The sequence below is a fragment of the Arthrobacter sp. G119Y2 genome (assembly GCF_038069765.1).
In the GTDB taxonomy this organism is placed as follows: Bacteria; Actinomycetota; Actinomycetes; order Actinomycetales; family Micrococcaceae; genus Arthrobacter_B.
Genome location: NZ_JBBPFS010000002.1, coordinates 288,072 through 313,114, shown reverse-complemented (window position 1 = coordinate 313,114; position 25,043 = coordinate 288,072). Strand labels below are relative to the sequence as shown.

Annotated in this window: 19 protein-coding genes; 5 read left to right on the top strand and 14 right to left on the bottom strand. The window is 62.9% G+C overall.

What is annotated here, in order from left to right:
- Positions 1-116: 116 nt before the first annotated feature.
- Positions 117-350 (top strand): putative acetyltransferase, encoded by a 234-nt coding sequence (locus WKB88_RS05165; protein WP_341393467.1) that lies wholly within the window; start codon positions 117-119, stop codon positions 348-350.
- A 219-nt stretch (positions 351-569) separates the two neighbouring features.
- On the opposite strand, the gene WKB88_RS05160 is transcribed toward WKB88_RS05165, so the two are convergent.
- The 7 genes from WKB88_RS05160 to WKB88_RS05130 form a co-directional block, all read right to left on the bottom strand.
- Positions 570-995 (bottom strand): hypothetical protein, encoded by a 426-nt coding sequence (locus tag WKB88_RS05160; protein ID WP_341393466.1) that lies wholly within the window; start codon positions 993-995, stop codon positions 570-572.
- A gap of 64 nt (positions 996-1,059) precedes the next feature.
- Positions 1,060-2,982 (bottom strand): translational GTPase TypA, encoded by a 1,923-nt coding sequence (typA, locus tag WKB88_RS05155; protein ID WP_341393465.1) that lies wholly within the window; start codon positions 2,980-2,982, stop codon positions 1,060-1,062.
- A gap of 325 nt (positions 2,983-3,307) precedes the next feature.
- Positions 3,308-5,026 (bottom strand): ABC transporter ATP-binding protein, encoded by a 1,719-nt coding sequence (locus WKB88_RS05150; RefSeq protein WP_341393464.1) that lies wholly within the window; start codon positions 5,024-5,026, stop codon positions 3,308-3,310.
- A 14-nt stretch (positions 5,027-5,040) separates the two neighbouring features.
- Positions 5,041-6,012, bottom strand: coding sequence for an ABC transporter permease (locus WKB88_RS05145; RefSeq protein WP_341393742.1), 972 nt, complete (start codon positions 6,010-6,012; stop codon positions 5,041-5,043).
- Positions 6,013-6,025: 13 nt separating this feature from the next.
- Positions 6,026-6,952, bottom strand: a complete 927-nt coding sequence (locus WKB88_RS05140) for an ABC transporter permease (RefSeq protein ID WP_341393463.1) — start codon at positions 6,950-6,952, stop codon at positions 6,026-6,028.
- 131 nt (positions 6,953-7,083) lie between these two features.
- Positions 7,084-8,727, bottom strand: a complete 1,644-nt coding sequence (locus tag WKB88_RS05135; protein ID WP_341393462.1) for a peptide ABC transporter substrate-binding protein — start codon at positions 8,725-8,727, stop codon at positions 7,084-7,086.
- A 311-nt stretch (positions 8,728-9,038) separates the two neighbouring features.
- Complete coding sequence (locus tag WKB88_RS05130; protein ID WP_341393461.1) at positions 9,039-10,847, bottom strand: ABC transporter family substrate-binding protein; 1,809 nt, start codon at positions 10,845-10,847, stop codon at positions 9,039-9,041.
- A gap of 183 nt (positions 10,848-11,030) precedes the next feature.
- On the opposite strand from WKB88_RS05130, the gene WKB88_RS05125 reads away from it, so the two are divergent.
- A complete protein-coding gene (locus WKB88_RS05125; RefSeq protein WP_341393460.1) occupies positions 11,031-11,642 on the top strand; it encodes an NAD(P)-dependent oxidoreductase in 612 nt (203 codons plus the stop codon).
- Between the two features lie 81 nt (positions 11,643-11,723).
- The gene (locus tag WKB88_RS05120; protein ID WP_341393459.1) at positions 11,724-11,888 is read left to right on the top strand and encodes a hypothetical protein; all 165 of its coding nucleotides are present in this window, start codon (positions 11,724-11,726) and stop codon (positions 11,886-11,888) included.
- Between the two features lie 47 nt (positions 11,889-11,935).
- Here WKB88_RS05120 and WKB88_RS05115 read toward each other — a convergent pair whose 3' ends face one another.
- On the bottom strand, positions 11,936-12,949 hold the full coding sequence (locus tag WKB88_RS05115; protein ID WP_341393458.1) for a hypothetical protein: 1,014 nt from the start codon (positions 12,947-12,949) through the stop codon (positions 11,936-11,938).
- A gap of 91 nt (positions 12,950-13,040) precedes the next feature.
- Here WKB88_RS05115 and WKB88_RS05110 point away from each other — a divergent pair, with 91 nt between their 5' ends.
- A complete protein-coding gene (locus WKB88_RS05110; protein ID WP_341393457.1) occupies positions 13,041-13,616 on the top strand; it encodes a TetR/AcrR family transcriptional regulator in 576 nt (191 codons plus the stop codon).
- A 59-nt stretch (positions 13,617-13,675) separates the two neighbouring features.
- Positions 13,676-15,925: a beta-glucosidase gene (locus WKB88_RS05105; protein ID WP_341393456.1), complete on the top strand. Its 2,250-nt coding sequence runs from the start codon at positions 13,676-13,678 to the stop codon at positions 15,923-15,925.
- Positions 15,926-16,138: 213 nt separating this feature from the next.
- Here the strand turns inward: WKB88_RS05105 and WKB88_RS05100 are convergent, their stop codons facing one another.
- The 6 genes from WKB88_RS05100 to WKB88_RS05075 all read right to left on the bottom strand — a co-directional run bounded on the left by WKB88_RS05100 (position 16,139) and on the right by WKB88_RS05075 (position 24,743).
- Positions 16,139-17,281 carry an MGDG synthase family glycosyltransferase gene (locus WKB88_RS05100; protein WP_341393455.1) on the bottom strand — a complete coding sequence of 381 codons (1,143 nt, stop codon included), beginning with the start codon at positions 17,279-17,281 and terminating at the stop codon, positions 16,139-16,141.
- Between the two features lie 64 nt (positions 17,282-17,345).
- Entirely contained in the window at positions 17,346-17,903 is a 558-nt protein-coding gene (locus WKB88_RS05095; protein WP_341393454.1) for a dihydrofolate reductase family protein, read from the bottom strand.
- A 453-nt stretch (positions 17,904-18,356) separates the two neighbouring features.
- On the bottom strand, positions 18,357-20,204 hold the full coding sequence (locus tag WKB88_RS05090; protein ID WP_341393453.1) for a DUF262 domain-containing protein: 1,848 nt from the start codon (positions 20,202-20,204) through the stop codon (positions 18,357-18,359).
- A gap of 513 nt (positions 20,205-20,717) precedes the next feature.
- Positions 20,718-22,121, bottom strand: coding sequence for a hypothetical protein (locus tag WKB88_RS05085; protein ID WP_341393452.1), 1,404 nt, complete (start codon positions 22,119-22,121; stop codon positions 20,718-20,720).
- Positions 22,121-22,999 carry a GHKL domain-containing protein gene (locus WKB88_RS05080; RefSeq protein ID WP_341393451.1) on the bottom strand — a complete coding sequence of 293 codons (879 nt, stop codon included), beginning with the start codon at positions 22,997-22,999 and terminating at the stop codon, positions 22,121-22,123. Before WKB88_RS05080 ends, WKB88_RS05085 begins: the two co-directional genes overlap by 1 nt.
- Positions 22,992-24,743, bottom strand: coding sequence for a hypothetical protein (locus WKB88_RS05075; RefSeq protein ID WP_341393450.1), 1,752 nt, complete (start codon positions 24,741-24,743; stop codon positions 22,992-22,994). Before WKB88_RS05075 ends, WKB88_RS05080 begins: the two co-directional genes overlap by 8 nt.
- Positions 24,744-25,043 lie beyond the last annotated feature (300 nt).

Genomic DNA, 25,043 nt, shown 5'->3' with positions numbered 1-25,043 from the left:
TTGCCTTCCTGATCTGCGGACCGTCCCGGACGGGGAAAATCCACGAAGTGTTGGTTCCACGTTAGTAGCCTGATCCATTATCTCCCAGTCGGAGGTTGCCCGCGTACCATGTAACGGTGAACGTTCCCCCTCCAGCAGCCGTCCTCCATGCCCTGCCCGCCGGTGCCCGCGTGGTGGTCCGCTACCGTCTCGGGGAGGGGTTCACCGATGTGCTGGGCTATCTGGTCGAGGCAGCGGACGCGGAGGTCACGGTTGCCGGCCGCCGCGGAAACGTCACGGTTCCCTACCACCTGGTGACGGCGGCCAAAGAAGTACCTCCGCCGCCGGCTCCGCGCGCGCCGCGGCGCTGAGGCCACCCGGCTCCGCTGACCGCGCCCCACGTCACCTGACTCCTGGAGTGCCGCCCGCTGCACTGGTTCCCACCCTTTGTGGCTGGTGGGGCTGGAGGGACACCTTCCGCCCCGGCAGTGCACAAAGGATGGGAACGGGTGCGCAGCGGCTCTTTGGGGCCAAGAAAAAACCCCGCTGCCGGTAATCCGGAAGCGGGGTTTTGACCAGCGGTCGGCTTTTTAGGCCCGGCCCGCCAGGGGAGGCTCAGGCAACTGCCGGCCGGCAGCACGTTCTGCGTCTGTGCGGCGGGCCTTGGCGAGCACCCGCGAGGTCAGGAACAGCGCAATGATGGTCACCAGCGCCTGCCCGAACAGCCAGATGCGGCCGGCCAGGACGATGCCGGGCTGCACCTCGAGCACGGTTCCGGTGATGATCAGCGGGGTGTCCCAGAGATCGAGCGTGAACAGGCCCAGGATCACGTACGTGACAAGCCCGGCCGCCGCAGTCCACAGTGCCGAACGCGCCCATACTCCGGCGAACACGGCAACAGCGCAGCTGAGGACCAGCGCGCCGGCCGCACCCAGCGGTACGGCGGTGTCCCCCGCGTAGAGAACCTGGGCATGAAGCCCGGTCCCCAGCACGGCGGCCAGCACTCCCCCCAGCACGGCCGCCGCCGGGCCCCGCCAAAGCGGGGCCCGGCGGACGGGGCTCAATGCTTCCGAAATGCTGTTAGCCCTTGGCGCGTGCGCGGGTTACCTTGGCACGCTCCGAAGCGTTCAGGACCAGCTTGCGGATGCGGATAGACTCCGGGGTTACTTCCACGCACTCGTCTTCGCGGGCGAATTCGAGGGACTCTTCCAGAGTCAGCTTGCGCGGCGGGGTCAGGTTCTCGAAGGTGTCCGAGGAAGCGGCACGCATATTGGTGAGCTGCTTTTCCTTCGTGATGTTCACGTCCATGTCATCGGCGCGGGAGTTCTCGCCGACGATCATGCCCTCGTACACCTCGGAGGTGGGCTCCACGAAGAAGGAGCCGCGTTCCTGCAGCTTGATCATCGCGAACGGAGTGACGACGCCGGAGCGGTCAGCGATCAGCGAGCCGTTGGTGCGGTACTCGATCGGACCAACCCAGGGCTCGTAGCCCTCGGCGATGGAGGAGGAGATGCCGGCGCCGTGGGTTTCCGTGAGGAACTTGGTGCGGAAACCGATCAGGCCTCGGGCCGGAACGATGAATTCCATGCGGACCCAGCCGGTGCCGTGGTTGGCCATGTTGACCATGCGGCCCTTGCGGACAGCCATCAGCTGCGTCACGGCGCCGAGGTATTCCTCGGGTACGTCGATGGTCATGTGCTCCATCGGCTCGCACTTCTTGCCGTCGATCTGCTTGGTAACAACCTGGGGCTTGCCCACGGTCAGTTCGAAGCCTTCGCGGCGCATCTGCTCCACGAGGATGGCCAGCGCGAGCTCGCCGCGGCCCTGGACTTCCCAGGCATCCGGACGCTCGGTCGGCAGAACCTTCAGCGAAACGTTACCGATCAGTTCCTTGTCAAGGCGGTCCTTGACCTGGCGGGCGGTAACCTTCGCGCCCTTGACCCGGCCGGCCAGCGGCGAGGTGTTGATACCGATGGTCATGGAGATGGCCGGATCGTCGACCGTGATCAGCGGCAGCGGCATCGGGTTGTCGATGTCGGTGAGGGTTTCACCGATGGTGATGTCCTCGATACCGGCAACAGCAACGATTTCACCGGGGCCGGCGGAATCGGTCGGAACGCGATCCAGGGCCTTGGTGGCCAGCAGCTCGGTGATCTTGACGGACTTCAGGGTGCCGTCGGCACGTGCCCAGGCAACGGTCTGGCCCTTGTGCAGGGTGCCGTTGAAGATGCGCAGCAGGGCCAGGCGGCCCAGGAACGGCGAGGCGTCCAGGTTGGTCACGTGGGCCTGCAGGACGCCGTCCGGGTTGTAGGTCGGCGCCGGGATGTGCTCGATGATTGTCTGGAACAGCGGCTCCAGGTTGTCATTGGCCGGAGCGGAGCCGTCTGCCGGCTGCTCCAGTGAAGCTGCACCGACCCGAGCTGCTGCGTAAACGACCGGAACGTTCAGGACGAGGTCCAGATCGAGGTCCGGAACTTCGTCCGCGAGGTCGGAGGCCAGGCCCAGGAGCAGGTCCATGGCTTCGCTGACAACCTCGTCGATGCGGGAGTCGGGGCGGTCGGTCTTGTTGACCAGCAGGATGACGGGCAGCTTGGCGGCCAGCGCCTTGCGCAGCACGAAGCGGGTCTGCGGCAGCGGGCCCTCGGAAGCGTCAACGAGGAGGACAACGCCGTCAACCATGGACAGACCGCGCTCAACCTCGCCGCCGAAGTCCGCGTGGCCGGGGGTGTCGATGACGTTGATGGTGATCGTTTCGCCCTTGGCAGCCGGGCCGTTGTAGAACACCGTGGTGTTCTTGGCCAGGATGGTGATGCCCTTTTCGCGCTCCAGGTCACCGGAGTCCATCACGCGTTCTTCCACGTTTCCGTGGGCGGCAAACGAGTTCGTCTGCTTCAGCATGGCGTCGACGAGGGTCGTCTTACCGTGGTCAACGTGGGCCACAATCGCAACGTTGCGGAGATCGCTTCGTACTGCGGTATTTACAGCCGTGTTGGTTTCTGACATGCGTGAGGACTCAATTCATAGGAGATAAGTTCGAAGGTGGTGCACGGTAGCCCGGCTAGTATTCCCGGGTCAATCCGGCCGTTCTGTACGAATCCCGCTCTACACGTATGCTCCGTAAGAATGTACCGAAGGCGCCGCCGTCAGCGGGCACGCTACCATTCTAATCCGAAGATCATAAGTTCCCTAATGGACGAACTTGGGCCGCGGCAGGCAGGTGCTCCGGGACATCGCCGATGACCCGGCAAACCGGCGCCGGCACAGCGGAAGGCAGGCAGCCGCGCGGACTGCCTGCCTTCCGAAAGCACTGCTAACGGTAACCGGAACGCTACGCCACTTCGGGCGGAAGCATCAATCCGGCGCCGGGAATGGCTGCCAGCAGGGCCCGCGTGTAGTCCTGCTGCGGGTTCCCGAACACATCATCAGTGGTTCCGGTCTCCACGATCTTGCCCTTCTGCATCACGCAGACCCGGTCGGCGATCTGCCGCACCACCGCGAGGTCATGCGTAATGAAGAGGTAGCTCAGGCCCAGTTCGGACTGCAGGTCGGCCAGGAGGTTCAGGATCTGCGCCTGGACCAGGACATCCAGGGCCGAAACGGCCTCGTCGCAGATCACCACTTCCGGATCCAGGGCAAGCGCCCGGGCAATCGCCACGCGCTGGCGCTGGCCGCCGGAGAGCTCGTTCGGGTAGCGCCGCATCATCGACGCCGGCAGGGAGACCTGCTCCAGCAGTGCGCGGACCTTTTTCTCCCGGCTCTTGGCATCGCCGATGCCGTGGACCCGCAGGGGCTCCTCGATCGTCCGGTAGATGTTGTACATCGGGTCCAGCGAGCCGTAGGGGTCCTGGAAGATGGGCTGGACACGGCGGCGGAAATCGAACATCTTCCGCCGGTTCAGCGTGGTGATGTCCACACCGTCGAACAGGATGTCGCCCTTAGTGGCTGTTTCCAGTCCCAGGACCATGCGGGCCACCGTGGACTTGCCGGAGCCCGATTCGCCCACGACGGCGGTGGTGGTGCCGCGCGGAATGGAGAAGGACACGTCGTCGACGGCGGTGAACTCCGTCGACTTGCCCAGGGCCCCGCGCAGGTTGAACACCTTGCTCAGGTGCTTGACCTCAATGACGTTGTCGGTGCGCGCGGTTTCGGGGCCGGTGGCGAGGACCTCGTCGTTTTCCACGCCGAGGGTCCTCGCTGTTTCGATCCGGCGCGAGGCCAGCGACGGCGCGGACTCCACGAGCTTGCGTGTATACGGATGCTGCGGGTTCCGCAGGATTTCCAGGGCAGGCCCGGACTCCACTACCTGGCCCTTGTACATCACCACTACCTTGTGCGCACGCTCGGCGGCGAGGCCGAGGTCGTGCGTAATCAGCAGGACGGCGGTGCCGAGTTCATCGGTCATCCGGTCCAGGTGGTCCAGGATCTGGCGCTGCACGGTCACGTCCAGGGCCGACGTCGGCTCGTCGGCGATGAGCAGGCGCGGCCGGCAGGACAGACCGATGGCGATCAGGGCCCGCTGGCGCATCCCGCCGGAGAACTCGTGCGGGTACTGGTTGGCCCGCGCCGCGGCGTCCGGCAGCCCGGCCTCGGACAGGACCTGGGCAACGTCCTTGGCATCGTGCGGCAGCCCGTTCGCCCGCAGTGTTTCCTTGACCTGAAAACCGATCTTCCACACCGGGTTCAGGTTGGACATCGGGTCCTGGGGAACCATGCCGATGGAGGAGCCGCGCAGTTCAACAATGCGCTTTTCATTGGCGTGGGTGATGTCTTCGCCGTCAAAGATGATGCTTCCGCCGGTGACTGCACCGTTTCCGGGCAGCAGGCCGATGGCGGCCAGGGCAGTCGTCGACTTGCCGGAGCCGGACTCCCCCACGATGGCCACGGTTTCGCCGGGCATGATCGTCAGGTGCGCATTCCGGACGGCCGGGACGTCTCCGTTATTGGTCTTGAAGGTAATGGCAAGATCCCGGAGTTCAAGCAGCGGTTTGGGCTGCCCGTCCCGGGCCTGTGCCGAGGCAGCGGTGTCCGCCTTGGGGGTCGTGGACATGGTCACATCCTTAGTCATCGCTTGCGCGACTTCGGGTCGAGCGCATCCCGCAGGGCATCACCAAGCATGATGAAGGACAGTACGGTCAGCGACAGCGCGAGGCCCGGCCAGAAGATCGCCGTCGGGTTGGAGCGCAGGGAAGGCTTCGCGGAGAAAATGTCGTTGCCCCAGGACATGACGTCCGGCGGCAGACCAATGCCCAGGAAGGACAGCGTGGATTCGGCCACGATGAACGTGCCGAGCGAGATGGTGGCGATCACGATGACGGGTGCCACGGCATTCGGGATGACGTGCTTGATCAGTGCCGACATGCGGGAAACGCCCAGGGAGCGTGCAGCGGTGACGAAGTCCGCGTTGCGGACTTCGAGGACGGCGCCGCGGGTAATGCGGGCGACCTGCGGCCAGCCAAACGCCACGAGGATCAGCACCATCGTCCACACGTTGCGGTTTTCGCGGAAGAACGGGAGCTGGACGACGACGATTGCGCCGAGGATCAGCGGCAGTGCAAAGAAGATGTCACCCAGGCGGGCCAGGATGGCATCGATCCAGCCGCCGAAGAAACCGGCCAGGGCACCAATGATGCCGCCGATGACGACGACGCCGAGGGTGGCCATCAGGCCGACGAGCAGCGAGGACCGGGTGCCGTAGACGACGCGGGCCAGGATGTCGCAGCCCTGCAGCGTGAAGCCGAGCGGGTGGCCCGGGGCGGGGCCGCCGTCGGAGTTGGCAAGCAGGCAGTTGTCATTGGGCTGCTGACTGGTGAACATGCCCGGGAACAGGGCCACCACAACCACAATGAGCAGAAGAAGGGAACTGATAATGAACAGCGGCTGCTTGCGCAGGCTGCGCCAGGCTTCGCTCCAGAGACTGCGGGGAGCGCCGTCGCTGGTTGCACTGTCCACGGCGGCCACCGGCGTTTCGTCCAGGTCCGCCACGAAGTGCTCAATGGGATAGGGGGAGACTTTGCCGCGGCTAGCGGGGGTCATGGTTTGGTCATTCTCAGGCATATCGAATCCTCGGGTCCAGCCACGCGTACAGCAGGTCTACCAACAGGTTGGCGAGGCAAAAAATCAGGATGAGCACGGTGACGATCGAGACGACAACCGGACCTTCACCGTTGAGCACGGCGCGGTACAGGGTGTTGCCGACGCCGTTGACGTTGAAGATTCCTTCGGTCACGATCGCGCCGCCCATCAGGGCGCCAAGATCCGCACCCAGGAAGGTGGCGACCGGAATCATGGAGTTTCGCAGAATGTGCACTGTCACGACGCGGGGGCGGCTGAGCCCCTTGGCCGTTGCCGTGCGCACATAGTCGGCGTTGGCGTTTTCAATAACGCTGGTGCGGGTCAGGCGCAGCACATAGGCGAAGGACACCAGGCCCAGCACGATCGCGGGCAGCAGCAGTTCGGTGAAGCCTGCGGCGCCGCTGACCGTTGGATTGGTCCAGGCGAGTTTGACGCCAAAGACGAACTGCATGAGGAAACCGAGCACGAAGATCGGGACGGAGATGACCACGAGGGAAACTACCAGGACCGTCGAGTCGAAGAACTTGCCCTTGCGCAGTCCGGCGAACAGGCCGAAGACAATGCCGAAGACAGCTTCGAAGACCAGGGCCATCACGGCCAGCTTGGCGGTGGTCGGGAAAACCTCACCAATGATGGTCGCGATTTCGCGGCCGGCGAAGTTGGTTCCGAGATCGAAGGTCAGCACACCCTTCAGATACAGCAGGTACTGCATAAAGAAGGGCTGGTCCAGGTTGTACTGGGCGCGCAGCGAGGCTTCGACGGCGGGCGTGCAGCCCTTTTCGCCGCAGATGGCGGCAGTGGCGTCGCCGGGAAGGCTGAAGACCAGGAAATACAGGAGCAGCGTTGCGCCGAGGAACACGGGGATTAACTGGAGGAAGCGCCTGAGGACATATCCGGTCATCAGATGTCTCCCTGCCGCGCGGGGCATGCCCGCTGAGGGGGGTTGGTGAAACTCATTCTAAAGAGCACCTTTACTTTGGAACGGCCCAAGGGCCCGGCTGCAACCGCAGCCGGGCCCTTGGGCTGTCGGAATTACTTGCCGGTGATGGCGTGGTACAGCGGCACGCCGTTCCAGCCGAATTCAACGTTGTCTACATTGGTGCTCCAGCCGCCCTGGGCGACCTGGTACCACAGCGGAATGGCGGGCAGGTCTTCCAGAAGCATCTCCTGTGCTTCGTTCATGACCTCGTTGCCTTCTTCGACGGAGGTTGCCGCGAGGCCCGTGCTGAGCAGTTCATCGAACTCGGGGTTCTCGTAACGAGCGTCGTTGGAGCCGGCTCCCGTGGCGTAGATCGGGCCGAGGAAGTTGTACAGCGACGGGTAATCCGCCTGCCAGCCCGAGCGGATGGCGCCGGTCAGGACGCCGTCGGTAGCCTCGGTGCGGGCTTCCTTGAAGGTGGCGTAGGGCTTGCCCGTGATCTCAATGCCGAGGTTGTTCTTGACATTGTTGACCACAGCTTCGACCCAGGTCTTGTGATCGCCCTTGTCAGCGTTGTACGCGATCGTCAGCGGTTCCGAAGCATCGTAGGGAGCAAGCTTCTCGGCTTCTTCCCACAGCTTCTTGGCCTCGTCCGGGTTGAACTCCAGGTTTTCGCTGCCCGGAAGATCGTCCTTGTATCCGTCCAGCACCGGAGCGGTGAAGTCCGCTGCCGGGGTCCGGCCGTTGTTGAAGATCACGCGGGTGATCTCTTCACGGTCGATGGACATGGACAGGGCCTGGCGGCGGAGCTTGCCGGCCTCGCCGCTCCAGTTCTCGAGGTAGTACGGGATGGCGAGGGTCTGGTTCCCGGCGTACGGGGACTCGATGGACCGCTCTTCGCCGAGGTCGTTCTTGAAGTTCTTCACGTCGGAGGTCGGGATGACCTTGAGGACGTCCAGGTTGTCGGAAATGAGGTCCTGGTAGGCCGTGGTGTCGTTCTGGTAGATCTTGAACGTCACGCCCGCGTTCTGGGCTTCCTGAGGGCCTTCGTATGACTCGTTCGGGACCAGCTTGATCTGCTGGTTGTGCTCCCAGGCGCCTTCGCCGTCGAACTTGTACGGGCCGTTGCCCACGGGGTTTTCGCCGTAGGTAGCCGGATCTGCCAGTGCTTCCGCCAGCATCGGGTAGAAGGCGCTGTAACCCAGGCGCAGCTGCCAGTCGGACTCCGGCTGCTTCAGGGCGACGGTGAAGGTCGTGTCATCCACTACCTTCAGGCCGGACATGGTTTCCACGGTGGAGCCTTCGGCGCTGGCTTCGTCATAGCCCTGGATGCTTTCGAAGAAGTAGCTCGAGAGCTGCGCGTTCTTCGCAGCGGCACCGTAGTTCCAGGCATCCACGAAGGTCGCCGCGGTTACGGGCTCACCGTTGCTGAAGGTCTTTCCCTCCTTCAGGGTGATGGTGTAGTTCTGGGCGTCCTCGGTCTCAATCGACTCGGCCATTTCGTTCTGCGGCTTGCCGTCAGCGTCATAGCTGATCAGGCCGGCGAAGAGCAGATCCAGTACCGCGCCGCCGCCCACCTCGTTGGTGTTGGTGGGGATCAGCGGATTCTGGGGCTCTGCGTTGTCCGCAACAATGACACGACTCGTGTCGCCTTCGGCGCCCGCCTCGTTCGAGGTGTCGCCGCCGCCGCAGGCCGTCAGTGCCAGAAGGGCCACGGCTGCAACGCTGAGTAGTTTGGGAGTGCGTGTGAAACGCATTCCGCCTCCTTAGTTTCTGGATCCGAGCGCGTAGCGCCGGCAGTGAGGCTACCTAGTGAGCCCACTCACAAATTCAAAAGCAATTGCCTTTGGCCCATACCGTACTCACTCCGGGACGGCCCAAATGACAGACGCGCCCGTCCGGAGGCCCCCAAAGTGGACAAAACGGCTTATCAGAGGCGGAAATACATAGAAACACATGAAGATGTAACGATTCGATATACGCGCATCACATTACGACGCAATTATAGGTTTGCAGGGTGACCCATGTCATACTCGGCGCCCTCAGGCCCGCGGCTACCGGCTACCGGCTACCGCAGCACTCTCCATTCCCAGACGTTCCACCACAGGCCGGTGGAGTTCGGCATGTATTCCACGCCCTCAACGGTGTCCGCCGAGGCCTGCAGGCCGGGCAGCTGGTACAGCGGCAGCCCGTAGTGCGCTTCCCAGATCAGCCGGTCAATGTCGGCCTGGAGTTCCTCCCGGCCCCGGGTGTCGGTTTCCGCCACCAGATCAGCCATCAGCTCGTCCGCCTCCGGACTGGAAAAACCGTTGTAGTTGGAGGCGGCGCCGGTGGCGAAGATCTGCGGTACACCTGCCACGCCCACGCCGCTGGCAGTCCAGCCGAAAATCACCGCGTCGTAGGTTCCGGTTCCCAGCCGGGCCGCCCACTCCCCCGCCGGCAGGCCGCCGTCGACCACGTCGAAGCCGGCCTCCGCTGCGGAGTCCCGGATCAGCCGGAAGGCTTCGGCACGGTAGGCGTTGTCACGGTCATACAGGACACGCACGGCCGGCGCCTCGCCGTCGAGCAGTTCCCGGGCGCCTTCCACGTCCACGGCGGCAAATTCTTCGGACCCGTTTTCGGCTGCGGATTCCTCGTACCCGGCCTGGTCGGTGAGGAAGATCTGGGAATCCAGGGGCTCCGCTCCCGGCTGCAGACGCTGCACGGTTGCGTCAACGATGGCCTGGCGCGGAACCGTCTTCAGGAAGGCTTCGCGTACGTCGTCGGACTCGAACACTCCGTCGAAGGTCAGGTCCAGATGGTCATAGGCCAGCTGGTTGCCCCAGTGCAGGTTGACGTTGCCCAGGGCTTCCAGAGCTTCCAGGTCCGGAAGAGTGCCGCCGTCGGGCTGCGGGGAAACGATGTCCACCGTTCCGTCCTTCAGGGCTGCGGTCTGAGCTGCGGGGTCCTGCAGAAAGCGAACACTAATTTCGTCCAGTTCCGGCTCAGCGCCCCAGGTGTAGTCCTCGTTCCGGACCAGGGTGAGGGAGACCCCGGGATCGATGGCGGAGACGATGAAGGGTCCGTTGGAGAGGTAGAGGGCGGGGTCCTCGGGAAGCGTTTGAGCGCTGAAGGCCGTGTTCCAGTAGTCGGCCACGGCCCGGAGTTCCGGGTTTACCGGTGCCGGATTCAGGGGATCCCCGCCCGGAGTCTCCCGGATCAGCTCCGTCAGCTCCTTTTCGTCGGCCAGTCCGGCCCCCTGCGCCACGATGTGGGCCGGGACCGCTATTCCGCTGCTGTCGGACAATGATCCGAAGGCTGTCTCCCAGTCGGCGTACGGCTGCGAATACGTGAAGGTGACGGACCGGTTGTCGTCGCCGATTTCGGGCAGCCCGGTCAGGCCCAGCGCTTCAGTGGAACCGGCGTAGTCGAAATAGCGGGTTCCGGAGATGGGGGTTCCGTCCGCGGCGAGGACTTCGTCGTCGAACCGTCCCGACGCCGCTGCCCAGGCCAGCATCATGTCATCGGCACCCACGGGCGCGCCGTCGGACCAGGCGACTCCCTCGTTGACCGTGTACTTGACTGTCAGCGGATCTTCGGAGACCTGCTCGTAGCTGCCAAACTGCTCCAGCGGGACAATCTCGAGGTTGTTGTCCACGTAGTTGAAGCCCGAGTGCGTGGCGTAAGCGAGCTTGCGGTTGATGTCGGTGTTTCCCGCTGCCGTCTGCGGGTTGAAGGAATCAACGACGCCGGCCTCCGCGACGGAAATTTCGCCGCCCGGCACGGGCAGGGCGCCGGCCGACTCCTCGCTGCCCTCGTCGTTTGCGGTACAGGCACCCAGGGCCAGGACGGCTGCAGCGCAGGCAGCAGCCAGCTTGGTCAGGCGGTTCAAACGCATTTCTTGCTCCCCGGGACGATATGGCGTCGATCGCACACCTTGTGATAATTGCACACCGCGCGAATTTCGGGGCGCAACAGGTTTCGGTGCCATCCCGTGCCGGGGCGTCCGCGGACCGGCCCGGATCACCTGCCCGATAAGATGCTCGAAGGCAGGAACGCCCACAACGAAGCAGAGGATTACGTGAAGATCACCATTATCGGCGGCTCGAGCGGCACCGGGGCCGAGCTGGCGTCCCTTGCCCTGGCAGCGGGGCATGACGTAACGGTTCTCTCGCGCAGCGGCCGCGCGCCCGCCGGTGCCCGCGCCGTCACCGGCAATGCGACTGATCCTGCAGCCGCCGCATCTGCAGTGGCCGGGGCGGACGCCGTCGTCGTTACCGTTGGCGGCGCCAAGGGCGTTGCCCGCCAGCGCACGGCAGTCACCCGGGCCGTCATAACCGCCATGCAGAAGGAAGGCGTGCGCCGGCTCGTGGTTCAGTCTTCCCTGGGGGCCGGAGACTCCGGCTCACAGCTGCCCGGCCCGCTGCGGGTGATCATGCGGGTGGTGCTTGCCAAGGCGCTGGCCGATCACAACGGCCAGGAGTCCGCCGTGAAAGCGTCCGGCTTGGACTGGACGATCGTCCGGCCGACCGGCCTCACGAACAAGGAACCGTCCGGCAACTGGAAGGCCCAGGAAACCGGGGACGATGGAACGCTGGGCGGATCAATTCCGCGCCGCGACCTTGCCTCCTGCCTGCTCGGGGTTCTCGCTGACGGTTCCACCATCGGCAAGGCGCTGGGGGTCAGCAGCTAGGCTGCGGGTACACGGCCGCCGTTCGTGGCAGACTCGTGGCTGACGAGTGCCGCACACCGCTAGCAGAGAAGAGTCGTTCCCTTGTCCCAGAAGCTCGTGAAGTTGATTCTGTTCCTCGTCTTTGCTGCTGGCCTGCTGGTGTCCGCGGGGCTTTATACGACGCTCATTTACACCAACTGCGAATCCGGCGGCGTCGCGGATTTGATCGGTGATTTTGGAGATTTCCACAGCCGCGAGGGATGCTGAGCCTCGCTGGGCCGGGGCAGCCCAACTGACGCACTCCAGGCGTGTTCCTAGGCAGCCGGCTGTGCTGCCTCTTTCCTGGCCTTGGCGGCTGTGATGCGCGGGCCGCTAAACCACAGCACAGCCCCCGCCAGAACCCAGACTCCCAGCGTCAGAGCCGCAGCGCCTCCGCCGGCGCCGTCGAAATAGGCCACGGCGCGGACGAGGGTGCCGGCAGCGCCCGGCGGCAGGAGCTGGCCGATCATCGCAACACCGCTTGGAAGCCATTGGGCGCTGGTGGCGATTCCGGCAAAGGGATTGCCTACAAACATCATGGACATAGCGGCGATAGTGAAGCCCTTCGCACCAAAACACTCATTGAGACCGGCCAGCGGAAGCGCAAGCGCTGCAATGCCCAGGGCAACGCTGGCCGCAACCGGGACCAGCGGACCCTCAATGCTGCCGAACAGGTACTTCAGAACCACCGCGACGACGAACCCTCCTGCCACTGCAAAGCCGGTGAGCCCGGCAAAGATCCACCAGCGTTGTCCGGACAGCATGGAACGGAACGCCACAGCCGGCACAATGCCGCCGAACACCAGCGGAAAGGCCAGGCCTCCGATGCCGACACCCGTCGGGTCGTCATCAGGAAGCGGAACCACGTCCACGATCTCCGCCGTCTGCCCCATACTGCCCGCCATTGTGGCGCCGACGTTGCTGACTGTTCCGGACACCGCCGTCGAGCCGGCACTTGCCACGTATACGTGCATGTCGTCCGGACCTGAGAAGTCGAAGCCGCCGACGATTTCCCGGTCCCGGATTCCCTGCTCCAGGTCGTCGGGACCTTCATAGGCCCGGACGATGAAAGCCCCTGGTGACTGGGACTCCAGGGTTTCCGAGACCGATGCTGCATTCTCCTGTGTTCCGACCACGCCCAGGCCCAAGTCCCGCGGCCCGGAAAGGAGGGAGGGAGAGATGAAGAGCATGAGAAGTGCAAGCAGAATGACGGAGAGCCCGATGGTCAGGCCCGCCCAGATGGCTGCGTGCTTTCGATGGGAGCCGGATGCCGGCGCTTGAGTAGTCATGGATCCTTCAAACGTATATGGAGGGATTTCCTCCGATTTACTGGATGATGTTCCTCCGGTTTAGACTGGGAGTCAACTTGAAGGAGCTGGCATGAGGGCTGACGCTGCTCAGCGAAGGGAAGCGATCATCGGTCATGCGAGGCACGTGTTTGCCGAGCGGGGCGGTGATGTGGCTTTGGAGGCAGTGGCTGCTGCGAGCGGCGTCGGTATTGCGACGCTGTACCGCAACTTTCCATCCCGCGATGACCTCATCCGAGCCGTGATCGACGATATGGTGCGGGAGATCCTGGAGCTCGTGGCTGAAGCCCGCGGCGCGGTTGATAAGGACCCGGCGGAGGCGTGGAAGGGATTGTTGGCCGGGCTGATGGACATGGAGCTCGGGGCGTTGACCGATGGTCTTGGCCTGCAGGCGGGTACAGGAACAGGAACAGGTACAGGAGAAGCGCCGCCGCTTGTTCAGGTCCAACAGCCCGCCCTCACCGCCCTGGACGAGCTGCTGACGATTCTGAAGCGCAGGAACGCCGTGCAAAGGAGCATCACGGCTCTCGGGGTTGTTGTTGCGGTGGCCACGATCACGCGCCCGCAGGTGGCGGCCATCCGCGAAGCAGCTCCGGGAGTTCCGGCACAGCTCGCCGAGGCCTACTTTCTCTGGAGCCGTGCCGGCTAGGCTTCGGCGGCTGAGGCGAAGCGCGCGCCGGTACGTACGCAGGGTACAGAATCTTATCCATGGAGATGACGACGGCGGGCGCCTACGGCGAAGCAGTCCGGGCAGTCCGGACCGGCGAGCTGGACGCGGATGAAGCAGCCGAGCAGCTGATCGCCCGGATGACGGGGAGGGAGCTCCTCGGACTGCTCGACGGCGACTCCCCAGCAGTGTTGCTCCCGTTCATCCCGATGCTGCTGCGCCGGCGGCCGTTCGTGGCCGGGGCGGTCCCGCGGCTGGGCGTCCCGGGAGTCCGGTTCAGCGACGGCGGCCGCGGCGTCGTCATCGGCGCCTCCACCGCCTTCCCCGTGACCATGGCGCGGGCCGCGACCTGGGATCCGTCTTTGGAGGAGCGGGTCGGGCTCGCCGTGGGCCTGGAGACCAGGGCGCGGGGAGCCAACTACTCCGCCTCCGTCTGCGTAAACCTGCTTCGCCACCCCGCGTGGGGCCGGGCACAGGAGTGTTACGGGGAGGATCCGGTGCTCACCGGCCGGATGGGATCGGCGATGACCCGGGGTGTGCGCATGCACGCAATGGCGTGCGTGAAGCACTTCGCGCTGAACTCGATGGAGGACGAGCGCTTCGAGGTCGATGTGTCGGTCGACGAGCATGCCCTGCACGAGGTGTACCTGCCGCATTTCAAGGCCGTTGTGGACGCCGGCGCCGACTCGGTGATGAGTTCCTACAACCGGGTGCGGGGCGAGTATATGGATGTCAATCACGCCTTGCTCACCGATGTGCTGCGGCACGAGTGGCGCTTCCCGGGGTTCGTGACAAGCGACTGGGTCTTCGGCACCCACGACGCCCTCGCCAGCCTGCAGGCGGGAATGGACGTGGAGATGCCGCTGCGGCTGCATCGTGCCCGTGATCTGCCGGCCGCACTGCGGAGCGGAAAGCTGGCCCGCGCCACCGTGCTGCAGTCCGCGCGCCGCATCCTGCGCAGCAGCGTGCTCCACGCCGCGACCCGGGAGTTGGCGGAGCCCGGCGTCGCCCTGATCGCCTCCCCGGCGCACCGGGCTCTTGCCCGCCGTGTCGCCGCGGAGTCAATCGTGCTGCTGAAGAATGAAACCCTCGGCGCGGCACCGCTCCTGCCGCTGGCACCCGCCGCCTCGCATCTCGCGGTGATCGGACGCCTGGCGGCCCGGGCAAACCTGGGCGACCACGGCTCCTCACGCGTCCGCCCTCCCTCCACGGTTTCGCCGCTGCAGGGGCTGCGCGAGGCGCTTCCAGGGGTGCGCATCACGACCGCCGCAGGCCGGAACGAGCGCGCCGCCGCCGCGCTGGCGGCCGCTGCGGACACAGCCATCGTCGTCGTCGGCCTGGACCAGCACGACGAGGGCGAGTCCGTGGTCACCGGCGGCGTCGACGTCGGTGTGCTCGGCCGGACCTTTGGCGCGGGTCCCCTCCGTCGGGTCGTCATCGGTCTGGCGCATCTGGCGTCGCGGTTCGTCCGAGGCGGCGACCGCAGCTCCCTTGATCTGCGCCCGTCCGATGTGCGTCTCATCCGCGCCGTCGTGGCCGCGAACCCGCGGACCGTCGTCGTGCTGATTGGCGGCAGCGCGATCCTCACGGAGGAATGGCGGGAGCATGTGCCCGCGCTGGTCATCGCCTGGTACGGCGGCATGGAGGGCGGCCGCGGGCTCGCGGACGTGCTGACCGGCGCTGCGGAGCCCGGCGGGCGGCTGCCGTTTGTGCTGCCGACGGACGCCGCGCATCTGCCGCAGTTTGACCGCGCGGCGAAGTCCGTCGTCTACGACAACAAGTGGGGCCAACGCCGGCTCGACAGCGACGGACACGCGCCGGCGTTCCCGTTCGGGTTCGGTCTGGGCTACACGACGATCGAGCACGGGCTTCTCGGGCATCGCTTCGACGACGCGGGCGGCACCGCGGATGTGCTCGTCACGAACACCGGTAACCGCACGGGCTCCACTGTTGTTCAGGTCTACGCTGCGGATGTATCGGTTCCCAGGCCGGTGGCTCAGCTCCTGGGGTTCCGGAAGGTGACGCTGCAGCCCGGCGCGGAGACAACGGTGCGGGTCGCCCTGGATGCGGGGCCTACACTGAAGCGCGATCCTGCTACCCGGCGCTGGTCCCCCCGCCCCGGGAACTGGGCCCTGCTTGCCGGCCAGCACAGCCCGGTCAGCTGGGCAGGTGCGGTCCGCTTACGGCGCCCTGCGGAACCGGCCGGTGCGGACGGGATCTCTCAACACGGACAGGCAGGGCGTCATCCCCCCGCAGAATGGCGCGGAGCAACCGCCGCTCCTCCCACCTGAGCGACCGCAGCGCCTGGCTGCGCCGCAGCACCAGGCCCCCCTCCGGGGTCCCGTACCGCTTCTGCAAATCCTCCAGTTCCTCGGCCTGCAGCAAAGCGACCGTGCTGCCCGTCGCCGGGTCGATCAACCGGACCAGTGCCGACGGTCCGCTCAGATCGGTCGCGACAACGCGCTCCCCACTGGCGGAGAGGATTGTCTTCTGCGCCGCGCGGGTTATGACCAGCGGACGGGACGGCCCATCCAGCAGCCCGGACAGCACGTCCGCCGCAGCGTCAGGCCGGCCGGTCCTTTGCGCCGCGTCCTGCATCCGCTGCAGGCGGCCCGGCTCGCGCAGTATCTCGTCGACTCCCAGCCGATGGTCGCGGCAGTGTTGCAGCGGACCGCCGCCCCCTGCTCCATCAGGTAGTCGCCGTTGCGGACCTCCTGGCCCGGAATGGGGTTCACCAGCACCATGGGCAGCCCGGCAGCCATGCACTCCGACACTGACAGCCCTCCCGGCTTGCCCACAAACAGGTCTGCGCGGCGCAGCAGCTGTGGCATTTCCGTCGTGAAGCCGAGCACACGGTAGCGCTCTCCTGCGGGCGCCACGAGTTGCTCGATACGCTGCCGCAGCTCATCGTTGCGTCCGCAGACGACCGTTGCTGTGAAGGGCGAGCGCATGTGCAGCGTCTGCCGCACGACCGAAACGGCGTAGTCACCGCCGCTCGCGCCCGCGGAGATCAGCAGCATCGGAGGCTCGGTTGCATTTCGCCCGGCCGGGGCCTTTAGCTGTGGAGCGATCGGGATCCCCGGGGCCGCGACGCGGTCGGAGGGCAGGCCGAGCGCCATCAGCTCTACTCGTCCCTCCTCCCTGGCCAGGAAAAGCGCGTGGAACGCGCCGGTAAGCGACAGCCCCTGGAAGTCATAGTCCGTCGTGACGACGGCGGTTCTCGCGTTGGTCACGCCGCGAAGGAGCAGTGACGCCAGCAGCTGGGCGGGCAGGAAGTGCGTGCACACGATCGCGGTCGGCCGGAATCGCTTAATCGCATCGATGACCGGAACGGAGTTCATCCGTGTCCAGGGGTCTATGGGGCCCCGGCGCCGGAAGGGAAGGTCACTGATGTCGTAGCCCCAGTCGATCAGCCACGGCAAGCCCTCGACCAGGACAAAGTAGCCCTTGTTCAGCAGCGCCCGATACAGCACGCTGCTGACCTGCAGCACGTCCAGTACCTGCACCTCGGCGACGTCGCCACGCGCGGCGCACGCCTGCTGCACCGCCGCCGCGGCACTGTTATGCCCGGAGCCCACCCCTGCGGACAGGATCAGTACGCGCTCCCCTGCAGCGGCCTTGGGGGTTCGTGCCGACGTTTTGCGCATGAAGCGAGGCTAGCAGGGGCCGCATGACCCTCCGGACGGAAGTGCAGCACCTGCACTGCGGATCTCAGGCAGCCCGTCGGTAGTGCGCAGCGATTGCACCGTTGCTGAGCGGAACCGCCGAGATCAACTCGAGCCGGCGCGTGCTGTCGAGCAGACCCTTGTAGAGGGTGGGACCGTGTCCCGTGATTCTGGGCTGGACGAGGAACCTGTACTCGTCAATCAGGTCCATCCGGTCCAGCCCTGCCGCCAGCCTCCCGCTGCCGACGAGTACCCCGTCCGGGGTTCGGTCCTTGAGATCCTGCACGGCAGTGCGCAGGTCGCCTTCCATGGGGTGGCTGTTGTTCCACGGGAAGTCGCTGCGTGTCGCCGACACCACATACTTGGGTTTCGCTTCCAGCTGGAGCGCCCACTCGCGTATCGCCGCCGGCGCTTCGACGTCCCCGCGGGCAACCGCCGGCCAGGCGCTCTCCATCATCTCGTACGTGGTGCGGCCCCAAAGCATGGCACCGGCCTGGTCCAGGAGGGCGGTGAAGTGCGCGTGCGTCTCGTCGTCGGCGATGCCCTCCCGGTGATCGATGCAACCGTCCAGGGTGACGTTGATGCTGAAAGTCAGAGAGCCCATGCGCTGATTCTCTGTGCGCCGGCCCCCATGCGCAATGGGCTGCGGCTTGGTCCTCCGAAGTGTGAAGAACCCTGCTCAGTCGTCGGTGGGCATATCGGGCACAGCGCTTTCCATCCGCTCCGGCGTCCAGTATTCATCGCCGGGCTCGTCCGTGCCGGGACTGTGGGTCACCGAATCGGCAGGAGACGAGGGGACAGCAGAATCGCTACGGCATCCCGCGGTCGGCACGGACACACAGACGAGCACAAGCGCGACGACGATGCTTTTGCGTTGCATAGGGGCAGACTAGCTGACGGGCAGGGCACAAGAAGCTGAACGTAAAAACGCCGCCCTCGTACGTTCACGGAGGGAGGCATTTCTACTGAGTCAGACGAAGAATCTAAACGTTAAACCTAAACTCCACCACGTTCCGAAGCTGAGTAACCCATCGCTGCCCTCACCATGAGAGAAACATCAGTCAGAATCATCCCCTGCGGAGAGCTCCTCGTCAAGGTCAACGAGGAATGTCGCGTCTGTATTTGAGGGGTCTGGGGTTTGAGGCTTGAGCAAACTCTGGATCCGAGCAGCCAGCTTCTCACTTCGCTCGTCGAAGAAATCCATAAACTCCTCTACGGAGAGGGGGAGCGACCGAGGTAAAGCGTTGCGTTCCAGGAAAGCACTGCGATCGTGCGCTGCGGGATACTCCTCCGCCAGCCATTTCTCCGGTAATTTAGCCGACTTTCCGATGTTCTCAAGACCGGGGAGCAACTCCAAGTTCGGCAGACGGTCTCTCCGATCGAGTAGCTCATCGATCTCATCTGGCGTGAACCTCGCCGTACCGTCGTCTTTTTTCTGACGTCGCAGGGCTTTCTTGTCGAGCAGCCCGGCTGGAAAGACGTGGTCTACATGGAACTGGTTGCGTGTGTCGACATGCGGGAATAGCGCTGCGAGTACGGCGAAGGTACGTGCCTTGCCGTACGAGAGACTCAAGATGTCGTCCACAAGGGCGTCAGTAACGGTGAGAGGCTTACCTCGCCGAGACATCGCCCGCTCGATCTCGGCCACGGGGAACGCGGAATCACCATGCTTTTTGATGATCTCGCGGACGTCTCGGAGCAAGGTGTCCAAGCCGGAGCCCCACACGCCCCGCACGATCAGCGATCTCAGAACCCAAGACCGGAGAGACTCTCGGTCCTCGCGAGACTTCGGCGATTCGCGGTAGGAGTGATCGAGCCCACGGTGGTGGATGTAGTAAGCCACCGGGATCAACACGCTGTCTGCGGTGAGCGATCCATCGGATAGACCAAAATCACCGAGTAGGCCGACCGCGACGTGGAGCGATTTGCTCATGACGTCCCAGTCAGCCTCGAGCTTCGCCATGTTCGTCGTAGTGAAGTTCTTGACCTTGAATCCAATATCCCGAACGTCAGCCATCATCAGCCCTGACTTCAGAATCGTGTCTCTGGAAAAGCTGAATCCGTTCCCGGTTTGGTTGAGAGCATCTACCAAACCGTGTACGGCGGCTCGAGCATCACCTTCCCACTGTGCGGTAGCGATAGACAGTAGTAGGTCGCTATACGACAGGACGGTGCCGCCAGAGTTGACCCGCACAAAGATGTCCAGCACGCGTTCGATGTCCTGATCGTTTTCTTCGTAGAAATGCAGGCTGGCGGTTTTGTGGACTGCCTCCCACAGCTTACTGACCAATGCTGAAGCTTCCGGGTCATTACCAACTTCGTACTTGGCCAACAGCTGTATCAAGGTTGCAGTGTCCGATGCGTCGAAAATTTCGGCAACAGGCAACCATTTCTTGCTTTCGTCCTCCGACGCCGCATCAACGTCCTTCTTCGTCAGAAACTGAAAATGGTACTTTAGACCGAGCTCGTTCTCCGGGGCCTCGCTGGCCAGGTTCAGATGCAGACGGCGTTCCGGATAAGACCACGGCTTATTCGCCCAACCGCCGTGATTCTTGTACGCGTAGGTCCCGCGCAGCCCGATATTGAGAGAGGTCAAACGCTGTTGACCATCAAGGATTGCGACCACTTCACGGTCTGTGGGAATATCGATCACCGGGTTATGGCGGTTGTCGAAGGCGTTGTACTCCGTCATAAATCCATAGAACTTAAACTTGCCGACTGTCTCGGGCAACACCTTCCAGGATAGAAAGCTGCCGACGGGGTATCCGCGCATGACAGAGTCGAATACCCGGATGATCTGAGAAGGTTTCCACACATACTCACGTTGAATCGCAGGAAGTATAAGTTGTCGGTTCTGGATCTGCCGCAACGCGCTGGCGATCGTCATCGGTTCTTTATGTCCCATTGCTTTACTCTAAATCAGATCGACAGGGCCTTCGCCCACCATGCTGACACTCAGCAATTCGCGTCGACGCCACCATAAACGAGTGTCGCCGAGCGCCCGTGCTTGGTCGGGCACTATCGTCCCAGCTACGTGGCACCTTCAGACGAGAGAATGATCTCCCAATTTCATATGCAGGCCAATTCGGGATCGCGCATTATCGCCAATGCCACATAGAAAATGCCACACCTCGTAAGTTCACCAGGTGTGGCATTTCTACTGATTCAGGCGCAAACCCTAGACGTTGAAGGGGAACTCCACCACGTTCCGTTACGGAATAACCTCTCCTTAAAGCACATCGGTGTGGTGCATGGAATGCCTGGCCCACCCACGACCGGCCTGCGTGAAGCGTAAGACCCGGGGCTCGCTGAAAAGCGATCTCAAGTTCTGGGGCCGCGAAGAGCCACGTTCTCAAATTCGATAGACATACGCGCCATGCTTACTACGAGAGTGCAGAAACGAAACCTCCGAGGCTTCTCACGTTTCTTCCAAGCGTTTATGAGCTAGGGCGACCAGAGCTGCAACCTTCGCTTTCAATTCGGGTTGCGACCGGACGTTGTCGAACCGAAGCTGACGCACACCATAGGCCATGACCACCGACCAATACTCGCGTGAGGAAGCGCTTCTTGCCTCCATCCAACTCAGTACAGATGCGCACCATGCGGGAGACAACGAACCTCGAGCGAACGCTGGATCTCCAAAGCGCTCTGAGATGTCCTCTACTGAAGGCCAGTCCGAGCCGAGGAGTGGCGAGTCCGGGTGCACCCAACTCGACATCAGCATGACGGCCGGGTCCCGGAGCGCACTGGAGAATTGGTTCTCATCTGAGTCGATAATCACCGGTAGACCGTCACATACGAGTATATTTGCAGCGTGAAGGTCGGTATGGCTCATGACCATCGAAGTTGTAACCCAAAGCTCGGGCGACGGCGTGGTAAGCCCGATCGATGCGAGTTCACACTCAAACTTGTTCCAATCAACAATCTGGCAAACAACGTCGCGGAGCGGAACTGGTCTGGCGGGGTATTGTTCCAGCGTGTCAAGACTCTCACGAAGCGACTTGATGATCTCAGCGGCCATGATGTCTTCTGAACCAATTAAGTTCATCAGTGGGGTCGTCGACGAACCTGCGAGCTGCAAGATGCTAATGATTGAGCCGCCCATGAGGCCCCGTATAACGTCGACACGACGTGCTATGCCTTCCTTGGGAAGCAGGTCCTGCAGCCCTCCGGCCGCTGGAAGCGAGCCACTCACCTTCGCTACTATTACGGCGACAGACCCATTTGGACCTGCAACCTCACAGCGCCAAACGGCTGCGCCTGTCAGTCCACCGGCTAGAGGGACCGCCGCAATCGCTGACGCACCGTAGTGATAGGCGATTCGACGGAGAACTCGCCTATCGCGAGACTCAGTCGCCTCACTCGTCCTAAGCTCAATCAGATCGAAGCGTGCGATGACTTCGCGCAAATCTCGAATGAAACGGTCGAACTTGTCGAACTGGGACTTACGCAGCACGGACACTCGATCAATCCGAACGTCCTCATCTTGGAAGACAAGACCAGCCCCTTCCATGGAGCTTTGCGCATGATCAAAATCCGTGTAGCCGCTGAAGACGATCACGCGTGAATCGGGATGGCGGGCGGTTACGATCTGGAATAGCTCGTCGCCCAACTCATCAACTGCTTTCTCGCCGACACGCATCGGCAACTTTCGATCCAAGACAAAAAGATCAATCAGGTCGTTAGTGCTTTCGACAAGGCTGAGCGCCTCCTCGACCGACTCGAACGTGATTAGCTCGTATCCAGCATCGACGATTGTCGCCGAAGCTTCCGCCAGTTGCTGCGGATCATCATCAACTAGTACGGCACGTGGGTTTGTCATCAGTTTCGCTTTCCCGTGAGTATGAAGGTTGCAACGCCGCTACGTCCCGCAATTTTGAAACCATAACCAAGCTTTTCGGAAGCAGTTTTTATAAGAGCCAACCCAATCCCCTGATGCCCGCTCTTTGTAGAAATTCCCGTTGTTTCGACGTCCTCGACGTCGAACTGCTTTCCTGCAAACGGGTTCGACACCCTCACCCAAAACCTCTCTCCCACTATGCTCCAGCTCACTTCGATGGACCGCCCTTCCTCCATCTCCAGCGACGCGTCTATGGCATTCTGGTAGACGTTAGCTAGTAGAACCTCCAAGAGACCAATGTCGGTGAGGATCATTGCCGGGCGGCCAGCGAGATCCGGCGCAGGCACAAAAGACGGAGTAGCGGTCAGATCAGGCCAACAGTCTCGCAAGGTGTGTTCCAAGCTGCACTCCGTAAGATCCAAATCCGATCCTTCACGGATCAGGGCAACCAGGGCGTCGATTCGGCGTTCCAGCCGATTGATCGCATCATTTGTTGCACTTCGCTTGAAGTCACTGACTTCCCGACTTCCTGCCTTGCGGATCCAACCAACCGGCGGAGAGAGCTCATGTCGAATCAGGCGCGCAAGTTCTGGAACAGACCCACGACTTGAGGGCAATTCCTGGGACACAGAATCTGACTGCGTCGCGTTTGAAAGTGATTCCCGCGCCGCCAAGACGTCATTGAGGACCTGCCGAATTTGAGGCACAGATTCGTTCTGCATAGCCCGTATCAGTACGCGTACCGGAACATCCTCCGGGTTGGCTTTAATCCACGCGGCTGCTCGCAGCCTAGCCGACGGTGAGTCCGAGTTAAGGGAATCGTCGAGCCATTCAGATTGGGAATTAAGCGGATCACTCATGGACTTCATAGAACCTAGCTCGTCGCTCGAAGGCGTCTCGTCCACCCTCCATGATGGTCGTGATTGCTGAGACGACCGCCGGTGAGTCGAATGCTCCGGAGTCGCGGACTTCACCATGCTGTCCATCGCTCGCAAGGACGAACACTCGTCCAGCTGCCCCTAGAACCGGGATGTTCGCGTTATGGGTCGCCACGATTGTCTGGACCTGGTCGCCGGTACGATGACTCATTGCTGACACAACGTGATCCACGAGATAGGCGTTATCCAGGTGGTCCTCTGGCTGATCGAGGATCAGTGTCCGCTCACGCTCGGAGAGAACGATTGGCAGGGTTACGGCGCACTTCTGACCAGCCGACAAATTGTCAACGCTTTTGTCCACTGCACCGTCGCGCAGCAGGAAGTCAACACTATCTTTTAGCCGAACCTTTGCAAGGCGTTCGACCCCCTCCATGGAATCAAAAACACCGATCACCCTAGCCGCCTGCTCCTGAGACAGATCGCCGGCTGAAGCTAGTCCATCGACATCATGTGCCTCCACCATTTCCAAGAGCATCCTAGGTAGAACGCGTGCTGCCAGCGAATCGATGAGTGTAGCTCTGGTGTGTGTACCCTTAAGGCCCTCCGTGAGTACATCGCGTAGTTCGGACGCATCTGCAAGATGCTCGACTACCACGACAATATGGCGGTCAATCTGACGCGACGTGGATTCCGCAACGGTATGCCGCGCACGGTACAGTCGCTCTTCTTCCGCTTCGACAGCGGCGAACGCTGCGTCTCGCTGACTTTTCAAAGACTGGAGCTCTGTTGACAGTGCGACGATCCTCTTGTCGTTGTCGTCGAGTTCTCGCAGTTGAGCATCGACATTTCGGATATGAGCCGTAATTTGCCCCAGCCCTGCCTCTGCTTGCTCTAGATTCTCCCTCAGCGGCGCGGCAGTTTCTCGAAGCTTGGCCTCCTCCGTGGTTGCCGTGGCGATGCGGCCTGAAACACCCTCATCAAGAACGCCAATCGATTTTCGGAGGGACTCAGTTTTAGAGCGAACAGTGCTGAGAGTCCCAGCAAGAGAGATTTCATCCGCCATGAATTCAATATCCAGCACATCAAGCTTCACCAGAATCTGATGAATCGTGTCGACTGCACTACCCATCTGATCTGTTAATTCTCCGGCTGTCCGAAGATTTACGCCCCGTCTGACGATCATGTTCGAACGCGCCTCTACATCACGAAGCATGTCCCTCTGAGCGGCAAGGGGACCTTGCGCATCTCCGACCAGAGATTCCTCTTGCGACCGGTAGATCTGCAGGTCCGCTTCCAAACCTGCACGTTTGAGGGACTCTTCCTCGCACTTTTGCAACTGCCCGCGGAGCTCGAACATCTTTCGGGTCAGCTCTCCGAGCTCGTCTCGGGGCATCGCGGTGGCTTCTTCGCCAGCGCGGAGGTCGAGGAGCTTCAGCCGATTAGCCGCATCAGACGCGATCTCTTCCAACTCACTCTGCCCGAGAACTAGAGCAAAATGCGACAGGTCACGGTCGCGCCCGCGCCCTCTTGCATCAACGATCACCTGCGTTGCACCAAGGTCGTCTTCCAGGTCGACAATCACCTCGCCGACTCCCAGCACCGCGGAAAGGAACTGTTCCCGCTGCTGACGTCGCCGTTTATCGGCATGCTCAGCACCCAGTGCATGCCGCAGAAGTTCGAGCAATGCAGTCTTGCCGACACCGCGAGAACCGATCACAACGTTCAACCCACGAACGAACGAAACATCTAGCCCGTTGAGGAAGCCACCGTTGACACGGAGTCTCGAAACCCACATTCCCTGCGCCCTTCATTAATCCACGACCGTCTTGCTCGAGACTACAGGCCCGCCTCCCCGAACAGGCTGAAGCAAGCAGCCGACTGCGGGCGTGGCTAGCCTGGAAAGGAGCCACTCAGTACCCAAATGCGTCGTGAGTCACCGCGAGAAAACAGTCGACAAACTTCGCCGCTTGTGCTGAGGGCCCAATTCAGACAGAATCGGCCCGCCGCGACACCGTACGGATCGTGA